Source organism: Streptomyces sp. 8N706, from assembly GCF_052245415.1.
GTDB lineage: Bacteria > Actinomycetota > Actinomycetes > Streptomycetales > Streptomycetaceae > Streptomyces.
This window is the reverse complement of the sequence record NZ_JBQQBW010000038.1, coordinates 1-14,879: the sequence shown is the minus strand read 5'-3', so window position 1 is coordinate 14,879 and position 14,879 is coordinate 1. Positions and strand designations below refer to the sequence as shown.

General features: G+C 68.5%; 17 protein-coding genes and 2 pseudogenes. 6 read left to right on the top strand and 13 right to left on the bottom strand.

The features are described 5' to 3' along the window. Positions 1-318 precede the first annotated feature (318 nt). On the top strand, positions 319-462 hold the full coding sequence (locus tag ACTWQE_RS16690) for a hypothetical protein (protein WP_443329730.1): 144 nt from the start codon (positions 319-321) through the stop codon (positions 460-462). Between the two features lie 205 nt (positions 463-667). Here the strand turns inward: ACTWQE_RS16690 and ACTWQE_RS16685 are convergent, their stop codons facing one another. The 4 genes and pseudogenes from ACTWQE_RS16685 to ACTWQE_RS16670 form a co-directional block, all read right to left on the bottom strand. Continuing rightward, positions 668-1,099, bottom strand: coding sequence for a cupin domain-containing protein (locus ACTWQE_RS16685; RefSeq protein WP_443329729.1), 432 nt, complete (start codon positions 1,097-1,099; stop codon positions 668-670). Positions 1,100-2,120: 1,021 nt separating this feature from the next. Next, a complete protein-coding gene (locus tag ACTWQE_RS16680) occupies positions 2,121-2,360 on the bottom strand; it encodes a hypothetical protein (protein WP_443329772.1) in 240 nt (79 codons plus the stop codon). A gap of 2 nt (positions 2,361-2,362) precedes the next feature. Continuing rightward, positions 2,363-2,452 (bottom strand): annotated as a pseudogene (locus ACTWQE_RS16675) (replication initiator); the annotation flags it as partial. Positions 2,453-2,635: 183 nt separating this feature from the next. Further along, positions 2,636-3,043, bottom strand: coding sequence for a cupredoxin domain-containing protein (locus ACTWQE_RS16670; RefSeq protein ID WP_443329728.1), 408 nt, complete (start codon positions 3,041-3,043; stop codon positions 2,636-2,638). Between the two features lie 264 nt (positions 3,044-3,307). On the opposite strand from ACTWQE_RS16670, the gene ACTWQE_RS16665 reads away from it, so the two are divergent. The 3 genes from ACTWQE_RS16665 (at position 3,308) to efeU (ending at position 5,511) form a co-directional block, all read left to right on the top strand. Then, positions 3,308-3,940 carry an iron transporter gene (locus tag ACTWQE_RS16665; RefSeq protein ID WP_443329727.1) on the top strand — a complete coding sequence of 211 codons (633 nt, stop codon included), beginning with the start codon at positions 3,308-3,310 and terminating at the stop codon, positions 3,938-3,940. Positions 3,941-4,117: 177 nt separating this feature from the next. Then, a complete protein-coding gene (locus ACTWQE_RS16660) occupies positions 4,118-4,567 on the top strand; it encodes a hypothetical protein (protein WP_443329726.1) in 450 nt (149 codons plus the stop codon). Between the two features lie 86 nt (positions 4,568-4,653). After that, positions 4,654-5,511, top strand: coding sequence for an iron uptake transporter permease EfeU (efeU, locus tag ACTWQE_RS16655; RefSeq protein WP_443329725.1), 858 nt, complete (start codon positions 4,654-4,656; stop codon positions 5,509-5,511). Between the two features lie 65 nt (positions 5,512-5,576). On the opposite strand, the pseudogene ACTWQE_RS16650 reads toward efeU, so the two are convergent. From ACTWQE_RS16650 to ACTWQE_RS16620, 7 genes and pseudogenes are all read right to left on the bottom strand, one after another. Continuing rightward, positions 5,577-5,732: pseudogene (locus tag ACTWQE_RS16650) on the bottom strand (IS481 family transposase); the annotation flags it as partial. A gap of 51 nt (positions 5,733-5,783) precedes the next feature. Beyond that, positions 5,784-7,121 carry a dicarboxylate/amino acid:cation symporter gene (locus ACTWQE_RS16645; protein ID WP_443329724.1) on the bottom strand — a complete coding sequence of 446 codons (1,338 nt, stop codon included), beginning with the start codon at positions 7,119-7,121 and terminating at the stop codon, positions 5,784-5,786. 342 nt (positions 7,122-7,463) lie between these two features. Continuing rightward, on the bottom strand, positions 7,464-7,748 hold the full coding sequence (locus ACTWQE_RS16640) for a DUF4229 domain-containing protein (RefSeq protein ID WP_443329723.1): 285 nt from the start codon (positions 7,746-7,748) through the stop codon (positions 7,464-7,466). A gap of 95 nt (positions 7,749-7,843) precedes the next feature. Beyond that, the gene (locus ACTWQE_RS16635) at positions 7,844-8,506 is read right to left on the bottom strand and encodes a UdgX family uracil-DNA binding protein (RefSeq protein WP_443329722.1); all 663 of its coding nucleotides are present in this window, start codon (positions 8,504-8,506) and stop codon (positions 7,844-7,846) included. 39 nt (positions 8,507-8,545) lie between these two features. Then, positions 8,546-9,709: an aminofutalosine synthase MqnE gene (gene mqnE, locus ACTWQE_RS16630; RefSeq protein ID WP_443329721.1), complete on the bottom strand. Its 1,164-nt coding sequence runs from the start codon at positions 9,707-9,709 to the stop codon at positions 8,546-8,548. A 119-nt stretch (positions 9,710-9,828) separates the two neighbouring features. After that, positions 9,829-10,281 (bottom strand): Lrp/AsnC family transcriptional regulator, encoded by a 453-nt coding sequence (locus ACTWQE_RS16625; RefSeq protein WP_443329768.1) that lies wholly within the window; start codon positions 10,279-10,281, stop codon positions 9,829-9,831. A gap of 189 nt (positions 10,282-10,470) precedes the next feature. Beyond that, complete coding sequence (locus ACTWQE_RS16620; protein WP_443329720.1) at positions 10,471-11,181, bottom strand: UbiX family flavin prenyltransferase; 711 nt, start codon at positions 11,179-11,181, stop codon at positions 10,471-10,473. Between the two features lie 93 nt (positions 11,182-11,274). Between ACTWQE_RS16620 and ACTWQE_RS16615 the strand changes: the two genes are divergently transcribed. Continuing rightward, complete coding sequence (locus ACTWQE_RS16615) at positions 11,275-11,880, top strand: rhomboid family intramembrane serine protease (RefSeq protein ID WP_443329719.1); 606 nt, start codon at positions 11,275-11,277, stop codon at positions 11,878-11,880. A 98-nt stretch (positions 11,881-11,978) separates the two neighbouring features. Here ACTWQE_RS16615 and mqnP read toward each other — a convergent pair whose 3' ends face one another. Next, positions 11,979-12,896, bottom strand: a complete 918-nt coding sequence (gene mqnP / locus ACTWQE_RS16610) for a menaquinone biosynthesis prenyltransferase MqnP (protein ID WP_443329718.1) — start codon at positions 12,894-12,896, stop codon at positions 11,979-11,981. Beyond that, positions 12,896-14,347 carry a menaquinone biosynthesis decarboxylase gene (locus ACTWQE_RS16605; RefSeq protein WP_443329717.1) on the bottom strand — a complete coding sequence of 484 codons (1,452 nt, stop codon included), beginning with the start codon at positions 14,345-14,347 and terminating at the stop codon, positions 12,896-12,898. The genes mqnP and ACTWQE_RS16605 overlap by 1 nt, the downstream gene beginning before the upstream one ends. 90 nt (positions 14,348-14,437) lie before the next feature. On the opposite strand from ACTWQE_RS16605, the gene ACTWQE_RS16600 reads away from it, so the two are divergent. Then, positions 14,438-14,785, top strand: coding sequence for a PLDc N-terminal domain-containing protein (locus ACTWQE_RS16600; protein WP_443329716.1), 348 nt, complete (start codon positions 14,438-14,440; stop codon positions 14,783-14,785). Positions 14,786-14,879: the final 94 nt, after the last annotated feature.

Below are 14,879 nucleotides of genomic sequence, written 5' to 3'. Positions count from 1 at the left end.
ACTGCGGCCAAGTCAATCAGGAGGGCGATGCTTCCCGCGCTCCAGGAGCTGAACCTCACGCACCAAAAAAGAGCCAGGACAAGAAGACCGGCGAATATGCCGACGCCACGCCCAGTCGACCCCTCTTATCTACTGGAAGGCCGTTGGTTTGCACTTATTGCGTACCCCTGCTCCCGCACGCCATATTCCTGTCCCGATGGACCTCATGCCACCGCATTGTCATATCCCTTGCCCACAGTCGGGAACCTATTGATCCTTGTCTGCATGGTGGCAGATTCTCGCGCTGCCTCAGCAGAGAGGGGCCCAACCACCGCAAGCATGGCGTCGAAGTACGTCAGGTTCGCCGACATCAGCGGCGACGGCAAGGCCGACTACCTGGTGATGTATGACGGCGGATCCGTCCGCGCCTGGCTCAACCGCGGGGGAAACACCGGCGACCAGGCCGTTTCCGGGCGGCACTGAGCCCCGATGAGGTGGTCGACCCCAGCAGTACAAGCTCACACCATGTGCCCATGACAGAGTCCTCGACACCGGCGGTGATCGGGGACTCTGCGCGGCTGCTCACGGGCGACAAGGCAGACACGCAGGGCCGGGCGGCCTCGGCCTCCACGATCCGGGTAGCGGTCGTGGAGGCCGACGGTGGCAGGGCAGCGCGGGCCGCATCCGCCTACTGGAAGCTGCAGCCCGGGTTCAGCGCGTCCTCCGCCAGCGGGGTGCCCGCAGGGTTGACGTAGAGCACGTCGAGTACGACCGGAGTGGTGCCGAGGTTGCGCCCGATGTGGACGTGGTCGGCCCCGCTGGGCTCCACGACCGTGCCACCCGCCTTGTGGGTGTGGTTGGTGGTGCAGTCGGACTCGGTCCGCGTCAACGTGCCCTGCTTGACCACGGCGTACAGCGTGCCGTCGTGGTAGTGCCAGCCGGTGCTCCCGCCGGGCTGGATCGTTATCTCCCGGAGGATGTAGTCCTTACCGCCCACGGTCGTCTGAGCGAGGATCGTGGCGGACACTCCGGAGGAAGGAGTCGCGTTCGCCGTCCCCGGTAACAGGGACAAGCTGAACGCCGCAGCTCCCACGACGGTGAACCGATAAATGGTGCGCATACAGAGGTTTCCTTCCGACGGACCCGGCTTCCCGGTTCAGCAACTCACGAGCACGGCCCGGGACGACCACGGCGGCGACCTGGAGGTCCGCATCGGGCACATGCTCAGTGGGCGCACGACCGCGATCACGAATCGGCACCCGGAAAAGAACCTCCTCGAGGAGCCGGCTGTGTGGCTGCGGTCTGTTCATGGACGGCAGAGGCGTGGCAACGAGCTGTCAGCGCGTTGACCGGGAAGGCCGCGTGAGTACCACACAGGTCCTCCGGAAACGGGCGCACAGAGGGAACCTGCACCGGGAGCCCAGCCGTGGCTCTCGAAGATGTGGACGTCACCCCCAGATCCTCCGGGTCCTCACGTGCGCACTATCCGTTGAACTCCCACCACATGGACGGCAGATCGGCGAGCGGGCCCGGCGGCTTGAGAGCTTTGCCCTTGATCTCGGGCTTCGCCTGCACTATTCGAGGCCGGTGGCGCTGTCCTGCCTGAGCGGCTGCTCTCTTCTCCAGCCACAGGGCGCGCGCCTCGGCAGCCCGGTCCTTCCGCCGTTGCGCCCGTTTTCTCGCCCGCTGATTTCCGGACCTGGTACCTGACTGCAACTGGGTTGGAGATGTCGCGGCATCCTGGATCTTGCGGTGGCATTGTCGGCACAGATGACCCTCGGGATATGGCCTTGCCCGTGCCACGTTCCGACAGTCCGACTGGCTGCATATGACGACGTTCAAGCTGTCCCCCTGCCCCCTTGAACACTTGAGGCCACCACGCTACTCAGCGTGGCCGGGAAGCAACAGCCCGATGAACAAATGCGTGCAGCATCGTGGCGTCGTCCTCGAAGTGCATGTCTACCGGGGGCAGACAGCCCACCAGGCATGGATCGACGGCCATCCGCCACCCGTGGCTGAGTGATCGTACGCCCGCTGGGCTCCCCACCCCCTTCCTCCAGCGGTACAGCTCACACCATGCGCCCATGGCAGAGTCCCCGACACCAGCGGTGACCGGGGACTCTGCGCCGGATGGCTAGGACCTACGCGGCGGCCGGGGCGGGCTGGGGCTCGCCGGACGGGCCCGCGGAGTCGAGCGGAGTCGACGTCGCCGAGTCGTAGGCCTCCCGGTCGAGGATCTTCTCCCGGGCGGCGACAAGCACCGGGATCAGTGCCTGACCGGCAACGGCGTCGGTGGCCTCGACCGCTATGGCTCCCGACTTCGCGTCACCGCCACTGCCGCCGCTCTGTTGGCGTCGTCGCCCACCTCGGTTGCGGCGCATTGGTGCTCGGCCCGTTCGGCGCGCAGGGCCGCGTAGGTGGTCGAGTAGCGGCGGGACTTGGTGAGGATGTGGCCCCGGTAGCCGAGGCTATGGTGCAGGCGATGCTGGTGAAGGCGAGTGGATCTTTGCCGCACTTGCCCGGGGCCTGGGCCTCGTTCATCGCGGGCGTGAAGGCGGGCGGCTTCCCGACCGCCTGAGCGACCCCACTCACACGTACAGCCCCGGTATGGCACGACCATCCGGGGCTGTCGCGGGCTGCGGAGGCAGGAGTGAGGTCAGCCCTTCCCCTTCGCAGTCACGGTGAACTTGCCACGGATGCCATCGCCGACCATGCCCGGCTTGCAGGCGGTGGCGTAGGCACCTGCCTTCGTGACCTTCACGGTCATCTGGCGGGACGTGCCGGGGCCGATGCCCTCGACCTCACTGACGACCTTGCCCTCCGGGCTGTAGAGGTAGAACTCGGTGATCTTGCTGCCCCCGTTGCTGACCTCGAAGGCGATGGACCCGACGGGTGCGGATGTCCGGGAGAGTTTGCAGGCGTCGTCGGTGGCCTCGACCGCTATGGCTCCCGACTTCGCGTCACCGCCACTGCCGCCGCTCTTCTCGGCACAGGCGGTCACCAGAGTCAGCGGGCCGGCGGCAAGCAGAGCTATAGCGGCGGTCCGGGTCAGGCGAGAGGTCACGACGTACTCCTGGGGACGATACGGACGGAGGCGGCGCGCAGTCTAGGTGAGAGGTCGGCCCAGCTGTCCAGATAGTGACCCTCTCGCTACCGCTTCGCACGCCCAGCGGTCTGCTCATGGCTCGTCAACTCCCTTACGGCTACTGAAAAAACTCATTTGGCCGCCCGAGATATCACGTGCATCCACAATCGCGGGATGAGTTGACTTGCACACAGCAAGGTTTTAGGTTCGCCTAACCTTATCTCCGATAGAAAGATTCCAGCCATGCCACGCTCTTCGCTGCGCGCACTCGCTCTGGCGGCCCCGCTCGCCCTCGCCCTGACGGCCTGCGGCGGCGCCGACGACAAGACCGATGCCCCCGCCAAGGGTCAGGTGAAGGAGACGGCACCGGCCGGTGTGGCGCACCAGCACACCGTGGTCGAGGCGGAGATCGCGGCCCGTGGCGGCGAGACCAAGGCCGGTGAGTACCGCATCGGCTACATCGTCGAGGCGGCCGAGCCGTGGTTCGAGTCCAAGGGCGGCAAGAGTGGCGAGCACGCCGAGCACGGTATGGATGGCGAGCTGGTCAACCGTGAGCCAGCCAAGGACGAGACCCACCACATCGAGATCATCCCGTTTGAGGCCAAGACCGGCCGCATCGTGCCGAACGTGCCGATCCGCCTCGAGGTTGTCGACAGCAAGGGCAAGGTTGTCCAGGCCCAGGACCTGAACTTCTACTACGCCGAGTTCTTCCACTACGCGAACAACTTCTCGATCCCCAAGGACGGCAAGTACACCCTGCGCGCCACGCTCCAGGCCCCGACCTTCCTGCGTCACGGCGCGAGCGGTGAGAAGCCCGCGCTGAGCGAGAAGGTCACCGCCACCTTCCGTGACGTGGAACTGAAGTCGGAGAGCTGACAGTTGGCTCCGACCGCCGAGAGACCAGTGGCTGCCCCGGCTCCCCCGTCCGTCAGGGGACCGGGGCGACCCGCTGCCGCCGACGGCGGCGGGGCCCCTGACCGCCCTCCCACCCCGGTCTGGGCACTCGTCGCCCTGGGGGTCCTCAGCTCCGCCAGCCTGGCGGCGGCCTGCTGGGTGGCCCACCACCTCCACGCCGACCCGGCACTGCAGCTCGCGGCCCGCTTTCTGCACGTCGTCGCACTCATCGTCGGGCTCGGCGCCGTGCTCGCCGTCGACTGGTTCGCCGTTCTGTGGCTGCTCGGACGCCGCCGCCTGGCCGACGTCCTGCAGACCGCCTGCGGGCTGCAGGTGCCGATCTGGCTCGGGCTGGCCGGACTGGTCGTCAGCGGCCTGTTCCTCCACCCGGACCTGACATCGCCCCTGACCCTCGTGAAGCTCGGCCTCGTCCTGGCCATCACCCTCAACGGCCTGTACGCCCACTGGCTCGGGCAGTGCCTCGACCGGTGCCGGGACGACGCCCGGGTTCCCCGGCACCTGCTCGTCCAGTCGGGCGTGGCCGCCACCGTCAGCCAGCTCGGCTGGTGGGGCGCCACCCTGATCGGCTTCCTCAACAGCCAGTCCTGACCTGACGACACCTGACGACCGCGCACCGCGCACCGCGTATCGCGTATCGCGTATCGCGTATCGCGTATCGCGTCCAAGGAGACCGTATGTTCGCCAACTACCTGATCGGCCTGCGCGAAGGCCTCGAAGCCAGCCTCGTCGTCTGCATCCTCGTCGCGTACCTCGTCAAGACCGACAACCGCAGCAAGCTGCCGCCGATCTGGCTCGGCGTTGGCATCGCGGTCGCGCTCAGCATGAGCGTGGGCGCGGTCCTGCAGTTCGGCTCCACGCAATTGACCTTCGAGGCCCAGGAGATGCTCGGCGGCGGTCTGTCCATCGTCGCCGTGGGCCTGGTGACCTGGATGGTCTTCTGGATGCGCCGCACCGCCCGGCATCTGAAGGCCGAGCTGCACGGGAAACTGGACGAAGCCCTCGCCATCGGCACCGGCGCCCTGGTAGCCACCGCATTCCTCGCCGTGGGCCGCGAGGGCCTGGAGACCGCGCTGTTCGTCTGGTCCGCGGTGCAGGCCACGGACGACGGAGTCCGCCCGCTGATCGGTGCGATTCTCGGCCTCCTCACATCCGCCGTGCTCGGCTGGCTGTTCTACCGCGGCGCGCTGCGGATCAACCTCGCGAAGTTCTTCACCTGGACCGGCGCCATGCTGGTCGTGGTCGCGGCCGGCGTCCTCGCGTACGGCATCCACGACCTGCAAGAGGCGAGCATCCTGCCCGGCCTAGACAACCGCCTGTTCGACATCAGCGCGACAATCCCGCCAGGCAGCTGGTACGGCACCCTGCTGAAGGGCATCTTCAACTTCCAGCCCAACCCGAGCGTGCTCCAAGCCGCCGTCTGGGCGCTCTACCTCGTACCGGCTCTGTTCCTCTTCCTGCGCCCGACCCGCCCGGCCGCCAGCACTGCCGCTGCCGCCGACAGTGATGCTGACACCGCCGCGCGAGGTACCTGACCGGGCCGGTCTCCTCATCGCGGGCGTGAAGGCGGGCGACTCCCCAGCCGCTTCGGCAGACCGCGTTCACTCCGCAGGGTCTGGTGGAACCGCTCGATCTTCCCGGTCGTCGTCGGTGACTTCGGCTTCGTCAGCCGGTGGGTGATGCCGTTCTCCCGGCAGATCCGGTCGAAGAGCACCTCCCCGGGTCTGCCGGAGCCGAACCGGGCGGTGAACTGCTTGCGCCCTCGGCTTTGAAGCGAGGCCGAGGGCGCTGTAGGCGTGCCTGGACATCAGGCCTTGGCGAACTCCGGCTCATGAGCGCCCGAGACGACATCCACAGGTGAGGCGGATGCCGAGTTGTACGTGTCGCGGTCGAGGATGCCCTCACGCCCCGAGACGAGCAACGGGCATACGACTTGTCCGGCCACGTTCGTTGCCGTGCGCATCATGTCCAGGACCGGGTCGATCGCCAGCAGCAGACCGACGCCCTCCAGCGGAAGGCCCAGCGTGGACAGCGTCAGGGTGAGCATCACGGTCGCGCCGGTCAGACCGGCCGTGGCGGCCGAGCCGATGACCGATACGAAGGCGATCAGCAGGTAGTCGCCGATACCGAGGTGCACACCGAAGATCTCGGCGATGAAGATCGCGGCCAGCGCCGGGTAGATCGCGGCGCAGCCGTCCATCTTGGTCGTGGCGCCGAAGGGGACCGCGAAGGAGGCGTACTCCTTCGGCACGCCGAGGCGTTCGGTGACCTTCTGGGTGACCGGCATGGTGCCGACCGAGGAGCGGGAGACGAAGGCCAGTTGGATGGCGGGCCAGGCACCGCGGAAGAACTGCAGCGGATTGACCTTGGCGACCGTGGCGAGCAGCAGCGGGTAGACGCCGAACATGACCAGGGCGCAGCCGATGTAGACATCGGCGGTGAAGGTGGCGTACTTGGCGGTGAGGTCCCAGCCGTAGGTGGCGATGGCGTAGCCGATCAGGCCCAGGGTGCCGAGCGGGGCGAGGCGGATGACCCACCAGAGGGCCTTCTGGAGCAGTTCCAGTACGGACTGACTGAGCGTCAGGATCGGCTGGGCCTTCTCGCCGAGTTGGAGGGCGGCGATTCCGGCGACGGCTGCCATGAAGACGATCTGCAGAACGTTGAGTTCGGTGAACGGCGTGATGACGTCCGTGGGAACGATGCCGGTGAGGAAGTCGAGCCAGGAGCCCGCCTCTTCGGGCTTGGCGCCGTCCTTGGGAGTGAGGCCGGTGCCGGCGCCCGGGTTGGTGAGCAGGCCGATCGCGAGGCCGATGGCGACCGCGACCAGTGAGGTGATCATGAACCACAGGAGGGTACGGGTGGCCAGCCGGGCGGCGTTGTTGACCTTCCGCAGATTGGTGATCGACACCAGGATGGCGAAGAAGACCAGCGGGGCCACCGCCAGCTTCAGCAGCTGGACGAAGATCGCGCCGATCTTGTCGAGCGTGGTGAGGAGCCAGCCGACGTCACCGCTGCGGGCGATCCAGCCGAGCAGGATGCCGAGAACGAGGCCCAGGAGGATCTGGGCCCAGAAGGGAACCTTCGGTATGAGGCTGCCGAGTCTCTTCTCGGGAGCCGGCTTCTTCACGGGGGCTTCGGTGGACACGGACACACTCCGGCAGGGCAAGGAAAGAAAAAGGACGGGGTGCGGCGGGCCGTGAGGGATGACGGCAGCGCCGATGCTTGTCGCTCAGCTGCGGCAACAGGCCGCGGACGTACAGCGGCAGAGGTCGACGGGCAGGCGCGCCGTGAGCGCAAGGCCCAGGGCGTGGCGGTGCGCGGCTGCTGTCGTCATGACAAGGACGCTAACACTTGAACTTTGAGAGCATCAAAGCCCGGCTTTGAGGCGGGGGCGCCCTTCAGGGCGCCCACGACGCGAACACCCCACTCTGGAGCGGCTGCTCCGCGGTGGGGTGGTCCGGGATGTCGTCCGGTGCTGTGACGAGCGTTACGCGTCTTCCTGGGTCTGGTGGGCCGACAACCGCTCCTTGGCGCGGTCCACTCGCTCGACGATGCGCTCGGACATCGCGTCGCGCTGCTTGCGCAGCAGGATGAAGCTGAGGGGCGCGGACAGGATCAGCGCCAGCAGCAGGACCCACACGACGTTGGAGTCGCCGAGTCCGGCCGGGACGATCCGGAGCCGGGTCAGGCCCCAGACGAGGAGGAAGCAGCCGACGAAGATGCCGAGGCGCATCGCGGTGTAGCGGAGGGTGGCGTGCTGCTTGCTGCTCACGGACGGACCTTCTTCTCTGGTGCGGCGGACCGGGCCACATCCAAGTGAAGCATGTCCGGATGTGGATCAAATGAGGGGGAGCCGCGGGCGGCCGTTCAGGCAGAGCCCAGGAGGTCGGCCGCCACGCGCAGGTCGGCCACCAGCCCCTCGTACACCGCCTCCCGGTCGTCCGCGCGCAGTACGGCGGACGGGTGGATGGTGGCGACGAGGCGTTCCTCTCCGTCCAGGCAGGGGCAGGGCAGCGCCATGCCGCGCTGCTTGGTGACCCGGAACTCCGATCCCAGCAGGGCTTTTCCGGCCGTCGCGCCCAGGGCCACGATCACCTCGGGGTCGATGAGGCTGAGCTCGGCGTCCAGCCAGGGCCGGCACGCGCCCATCTCGCGGAGGCTCGGGGGCTTGTGGATACGGCGTTTGCCGCGTTGTTCGAACTTGAAGTGTTTGACCGCGTTGGTGGTGTAGGTCTCGGCCGGGTCGATCCCTGCCTCGGCGAGGGCCCGGTCGAGCAGCTTCCCGGCGGGCCCGACGAAGGGCTTGCCCTGCCGGTCCTCCTGGTCGCCGGGCTGTTCGCCGACGAGTACGAGACGTGCGTCGGCGTCCCCCTCCCCGAAGACGGTTCGGTTCGCGGCACGGTGCAGCGGGCAGCCGTGGCAGTCGGCCGCCGCCCGCCGGAGCGCCTGGAGATCGGCGTCAACGGGCACGTACGGCTCGGCGGTGTACGCCGCCTCGGGCTCATCGGTTTCAGGGGTACGGCCGCTCATGAGGCCCGGGTACCCACCCGGGCGCGGGTCAGACCTGGCTCAGACCCGCATCGGCTGCGGCGACTCCCGGCGCTCCGGGTCCGGGCCCGGGTACTCGCGGATGACTTCGTAGCGGGTGTTGCGCTCGGCGGGCCGGAAACCGGCGTCGCGGATCAGGTCGAGGAGGTCGTCGCGGGTCAGTTTGTTCGGGGTGCCGTAGTTGTCCGCGTCGTGCGTGATCTTGTACTCGACGACCGAGCCGTCCATGTCGTCCGCGCCGTGCTGCAGCGCGAGCTGCGCGGTCTGCACCCCGTGCATGACCCAGAAGACCTTGACGTGCCGGACGTTGTCGAAGAGCAGCCGGGAGACCGCGAAGGTCTTGAGCGCCTCGGCGCCGGTCGCCATGGTGGTACGGGCCTGGAGCCGGTTGCGGATCTTGCCGTCCTGCATGTCCACGAAGTCGTGCTGGTAGCGGAGCGGGATGAAGACCTGGAAGCCGCCGGTCTCGTCCTGCAGTTCCCGCAGCCGCAGGACGTGGTCCACCCGGTGCCGGGGCTCCTCGATGTGCCCGTAGAGCATCGTGCACGGGGTCTTGAGCCCCTTCTCGTGCGCGAGGCGGTGGATACGCGACCAGTCCTCCCAATGGGTGCGGTGGTCGACGATGTGCTGCCGCACTTCCCAGTCGAAGATCTCGGCGCCGCCGCCGGTCAGCGACTCCAGTCCGGCGTCGATCAGCTCGTCGAGGATCTCGGAGGCCGACAGCCCGGAGATGGTCTCGAAGTGGTGGATCTCGGTGGCGGTGAAGGCCTTGAGGGAGACCTGGGGCAGCGCTTCCTTGAGGGCCTTCAGGGAGCGCGGGTAGTAGCGCCAGGGCAGCGTGGGGTGCAGGCCGTTGACGATGTGCAGCTCGGTGAGGTTGTCGTTCTCCATCGCCTTGGCGAGGCGGACGGCCTCCTCGATGCGCATCGTGTACGCGTCCTTCTCGCCCGGCTTCCGCTGGAAGGAGCAGTAGGCACAGGACGCGGTGCACACGTTGGTCATGTTGAGGTGACGGTTGACGTTGAAGTGGACGACGTCGCCGTTCTTCCGCGTCCGTACCTCATGGGCCAGGCCGCCCAGCCAGGCGAGGTCGTCGGTCTCGTAGAGGGCGAGGCCGTCCTCACGGGTCAGCCGCTCCCCGGCGTGGACCTTCTCCTCCAGCTCGCGCTTGAGCCCCGCGTCCATGCGGCCGCCTCCCATACGTCTACCGATCGGGCTCACCCGAGCGTACGCCACCCCTCTGCCGGGGCCGTGGCCGCCGGGCCCCTCGGGCCCGTTCGGGAGCGGGCCGGCGCCTCCGGGCGTCAGTCCCCGGGGAGTTCACCGACCCGGTTCTCCCATTTGGTGGAGAGAACGATGGTGGTGCGGGTCCGGGAGACGCCCTTGGTGCCGGACAGCCGCCGGATGGTCTTCTCCAGGCCGTCCACATCGGTGACGCGCACCTTGAGCATGTAGGAGTCGTCGCCGGCGATGAACCAGCAGTCCTCGATCTCCTCCAGGTCGCGCAACCGGTAGGCGACGTCCTCATGGTCGGTGGCGTCGGTCAGCGAGATACCGATGAGTGCGGTGACCCCGAGGCCGAGGGAGGCGGAGTCGACGGTCGCGCGGTAGCCGGTGATCACACCGGCCGCTTCCAGACGGTTGATCCGGTCCGTGACGCTGGGCCCGGAGAGCCCGACGAGCCGCCCGAGCTCGGCGTACGAGGCCCTGCCGTTCTCCCGGAGGGCCTGGATGAGCTGCCTGTCCACCGCGTCCATGTACCTGGAGCCTTCCATTATTCAGTCATTGCAAATTCAATTATAGAATTCAAGGCGAATGAGGCGATTCGCCTGCAAATCTTTACGAGCGCTGGGTTTCCCGTTCCGCTCGCGCTCTCGCGCGCACCACCCGCACAGTGCCGCTGCCCCTGCCGCCGCCGACCCTCGCCTCCCCCACCGCGGGAAGCGTCAACCCTCCGCCCGGGAGCCTCCGATCGCTCCCTCCCACCGGCGGTACAGCTTGTGCGGCACCCCGGCCGCGTCCAGCACCCGCCCGGCGACGAAGTCCACCAGATCCTGGATGTGGGCCGCTCCCGCGTAGAAGGCCGGGGAGGCCGGCAGCACCACCGCGCCCGCCTCGTCCAGCGTCACCAGATGTTTCAGTGTCTGACCGCTCAGCGGTGTCTCGCGCACCGCGACCACGAGCGTGCGCCGCTCCTTGAGGGTCACGCTCGCCGTCCGCTGCAACAGATCCTTCGACAGGCCCAGCGCCACCCCGGCCACACACGCCGTACTGGCCGGGACGATCAGCATGCCCCGGGCCGGGTACGAGCCCGACGACGGCCCGGCCGCCAGGTCCCCGGCCGCCCAGTACCGTACGTCCGACAGGTCCGGCAGCGTCGCTTCGAACCGGTCCGGGGACCCGTCCGCGCCCCGCGCCAGCCAGCCGCGCAGATCCTCGCGCCAGTGCGCGTCCCGGAAGGCGGCGCCGGTCTCGTCCAGGAGGGTGAGCCGGGAGGCCCGGCTCACCACCAGGTCCACGGCCTCCCCTGCGTGCAAGAGGGCACGCAGCACGGCGGCGGCGTACGGCGTGCCGGAGGCCCCGGACACCCCGACCACCCACGGTCGGCGCTGCCCGGTGCCGGTGTCGTCATTCGGTCTCGGCTGCGGCGGCTGCACGGCTCGAGCCTATCCGGAGGCGGACACCAGGAACCGGGTAAGGGGCCCCGGCCGTTGTCCGGGGTGACGGCATGAGGAGCGTAGGGGGCTGCGATGTCGTACGAAACGGCTGTCGGACCGGCGAAGTCGAGCAGAGGCGACCGGGCGAGGGCCGCCGCCGGGCTGATGCTCGTCTGGGTGGCGCTGCTCTGGGTGCTCGAAGGCATCGACGTCGCGAGCGGGCACGCCCTCGACCCGTACGGCATCACACCCCGCGAGCCGGCCGAGCTGCCCGACATCCTGCCCGCGGCCTTCCTGCACTTCGGCTTCGGCCATGTCGCGGCGAACACCCTGCCCCTGCTGGTTCTCGGCTTCCTCGCCGCGCTGGGCGGCATACGCCGCTTCGTCGCGGTCGTCTGCGTGATCATCCTCGTCGGTGGCCTCGGCGTCTGGCTGACCGCCCCGGCGGGCTCCGTCACCGCGGGCGCCTCTGTCGTGGTCTTCGGGGTCTTCGGCTATCTGCTGGTGCGCGGCTTCGTCGACCGGCGGCCGCTGGACATCGGCATCGGTCTGCTGGTGGCCGTGTTCTACGGGTCGATCCTGTGGGGCGTACTGCCGAGCGCGTCCGGGGTCAGCTGGCAGGGCCATCTCTTCGGGCTGATGGGCGGGGTGCTGGGGGCCTTCCTCTTCCGCCGCCGTAAGCCCGCCCGCACGGGCTGAGACCTGCCCCGCCGGGGTCTGCCGGCGGAGCCGGGGGGCGAGTCTCAGGGGCTCGGGAGTGGAGCAGGGTTCGGAAGGGAGCAGGCTCGGAGCGGAGCTCAGAAGGTGAGGCCCCGCACCACCAGGTCGAGCAGCGCACAGACGAAGAGCGCGATCCCGATGAAGCCGTTGACGGTGAAGAAGGCTCGGTTGAGCCGGGACAGATCCCCCGGCCGCACGATCGAGTGCTCGTAGAGGAACGCCGTGACGACGATCAGCAGCCCTGCCCAGAAGAACACTCCCGCCCCCGTGGCGAGCCCGTACCAGGCCAGCAGCAGGGCCGTCAGGACATGGCAGGTGCGGGCGCCGTGGAGCGCACCGGGGATGCCGAAGCGCGCCGGGACCGACAGGACACCGTGCTCCCGGTCAGCCTGCACGTCCTGACAGGCGTAGATCAGATCGAAGCCGCCGATCCAGACGCCGACCGCCAGCCCGAGGATCACCGCCTCCCACGACCACTCCCCGGTGACCGCGATCCACGCGCCGACCGGGCCCATCGCCTGTGCCAGCCCGAGGATGGCGTGCGGGTAGTGGGTGAACCGCTTGCCGTAGGGATAGACCACCATCGGGACGACGGCGACCGGAGCCAGCGCCAGGCAGAGCGGGTTGAGCAGCGCCGCGGCTCCCAGGAAGACGACGACGGCGACGAGCGCGCCCGTCCACGCCGACCGTACGGACACCGCGCCCGTGACCAGTTCACGGCCGGCGGTGCGGGGATTGCGGGAGTCGATCTCGCGGTCGATGATCCGGTTGCAGGCCATGGCGAAGGTGCGCAGGCCCACCATGGCGACGGTGACCAGGAACAGCTGCCACCAGTGGATCTCACCGTCGTCGAGGTGCATCGCGGTGAGGGCGGCGATGTAGACGAACGGCAGCGCGAAGACCGAGTGCTCGATCATCACGAGCCGGAGGAACGCTCTGACCTTGCCGCCCGTCGGCGCCGAACCCGGCCCGACGATGCCTTCAGCCGCGGACATCACAGGCCGTACTCCTTCCACCGGCGGTCGACCTTCGCGGCCGTCTCCGGGTCCGACTCGACCATCTCCGGCCAGCCGCCGTCGCGGGTGTAGCCCTCCTCCGGCAGCTTCCGGGTAGCGTCGATGCCCGCCTTGCCGCCCCAGAACTGCTGGTACGAGGCGTGGTCGAGATGGTCGACCGGGCCTTCGACGACGGTCAGGTCACGTGCGTAGTCCGTGTTGCCGAGCGCGCGCCACGCGACCTCGTGCAGATCGTGGACATCGCAGTCGGAGTCGACCACGACGATCAGCTTGGTCAGCGACATCATGTGCGCGCCCCAGATGGCGTGCATCACCTTCTGCGCGTGCTTGGGGTACCTCTTGTCGATCGAGACGATCGCGCAGTTGTGGAAGCCGCCCGCCTCGGGGAGGTGGTAGTCCACGATGTCCGGCACGATGATCTTGAGCAGCGGCAGGAAGAACCGCTCCGTCGCCCGCCCCAGCGGCCCGTCCTCGGTCGGCGGCCGGCCCACCACGATCGACTGCAGCAGCGGCCGGCGGCGCGTCGTCACACAGTCGATGGTGAGCGCGGGGAAGTCCTCCTGCGGGGTGTAGAAGCCGGTGTGGTCCCCGAACGGCCCCTCCGGGAGCGTCTTTCCGGGCTCGAGCCAGCCCTCGAGGACGACCTCCGCGTTCGCCGGGACCTGCAACGGCACCGTCTTGCAGTCCACCATCTCGATCCGCTTGCCCTGGACGAACCCGGCGAAGAGGTACTCGTCGATATCGGAGGGCAGCGGGGCGGTGGAGGCGTACGTCACGGCGGGAGGACAGCCGAAGGCAATCGCGACCGGCAGTTTCTCACCCCGCCGGGCCGCCACCTGATAGTGGTTGCGGCTGTCCTTGTGGATCTGCCAGTGCATCCCGATGGTCCGGCGGTCGTGCCGCTGAAGCCGGTAGAGCCCGAGGTTACGGACCCCCGACTCCGGGTCCTTGGTGTGCGTCAGGCCGAGGTTGAAGAAGGACCCGCCGTCCTCGGGCCAGGTGAACAGGGCCGGGAGCCGGTCGAGATCGACGTCGTCGCCCATGAGGACGACCTCCTGCACCGCGGCGTCCTTCACCTTCTTCGGCGGGACGTGCGCCATGCTGCCGAGCTTGCCGAACGCCTCCCGCATCCCGACGAAGCCCTGCGGCAGCTCCGGCTTGAGCAGGCCGCCGATCTTCTGGCTGATCTCGTCGTAGGAGCTGAGCCCGAGCGACTTGAGGAGACGGCGGTCGGTTCCGAAGACGTTCATGGCCAGCGGCATGGCCGAGCCCTTGACGTTCTCGAAGAGCAGCGCGGGGCCGCCCGCCTTGTTCACCCGGTCGACGATCTCACCGACCTCCAGATACGGGTCGACTTCGGCCTTGATGCGGTTGAGGTCACCGTCGCGCTCCAGCGCCCGCAGCAGCGAGCGGAGATCGTCATAAGCCATAAGCCCCAGTATCGGGCACCTACTACCCTGGTCACGTACCAGGGGGCCTTCCCGGCCCCGCCACCCGCCCGTCAGGGGGACCGCTCCACCATGCTCAGGTATCTGCCGTTTCTGCTGGTCCTGGCGCTGTGGATCTACGCGTTCATGGACTGTCTCAACACCCCTGAGGACCAGGTGCGAAAGCTCCCCAAGGGCGCCTGGGTTCTGATCATCGTGCTCTTCGGCTACATGCTGTTCGGCTCGATCGCCTGGCTCATCGCCGGCCGCCCCCGCCGCGCCGGGACCGCAGGGGCGGTGCGCTCGTACGGCGAACGGGGCCGCTCCCGCTGGGTGGCGCCCGATGACAACCCCGACTTCCTCAAGTCCCTGGACAAGGAGAGGGAGCGGGACAAGGACGGTGACGAGGACCACGGTCCCGACGAGGACAACCGGCCCTGACCTTCGGCCCAACGGCCTCGGCGGACGACAATCCCCGCGCCGGCGGGGTCGCTTGACGCGCCTGCCTGTGCTGACGGCGGCGGGCAGGTCCAGG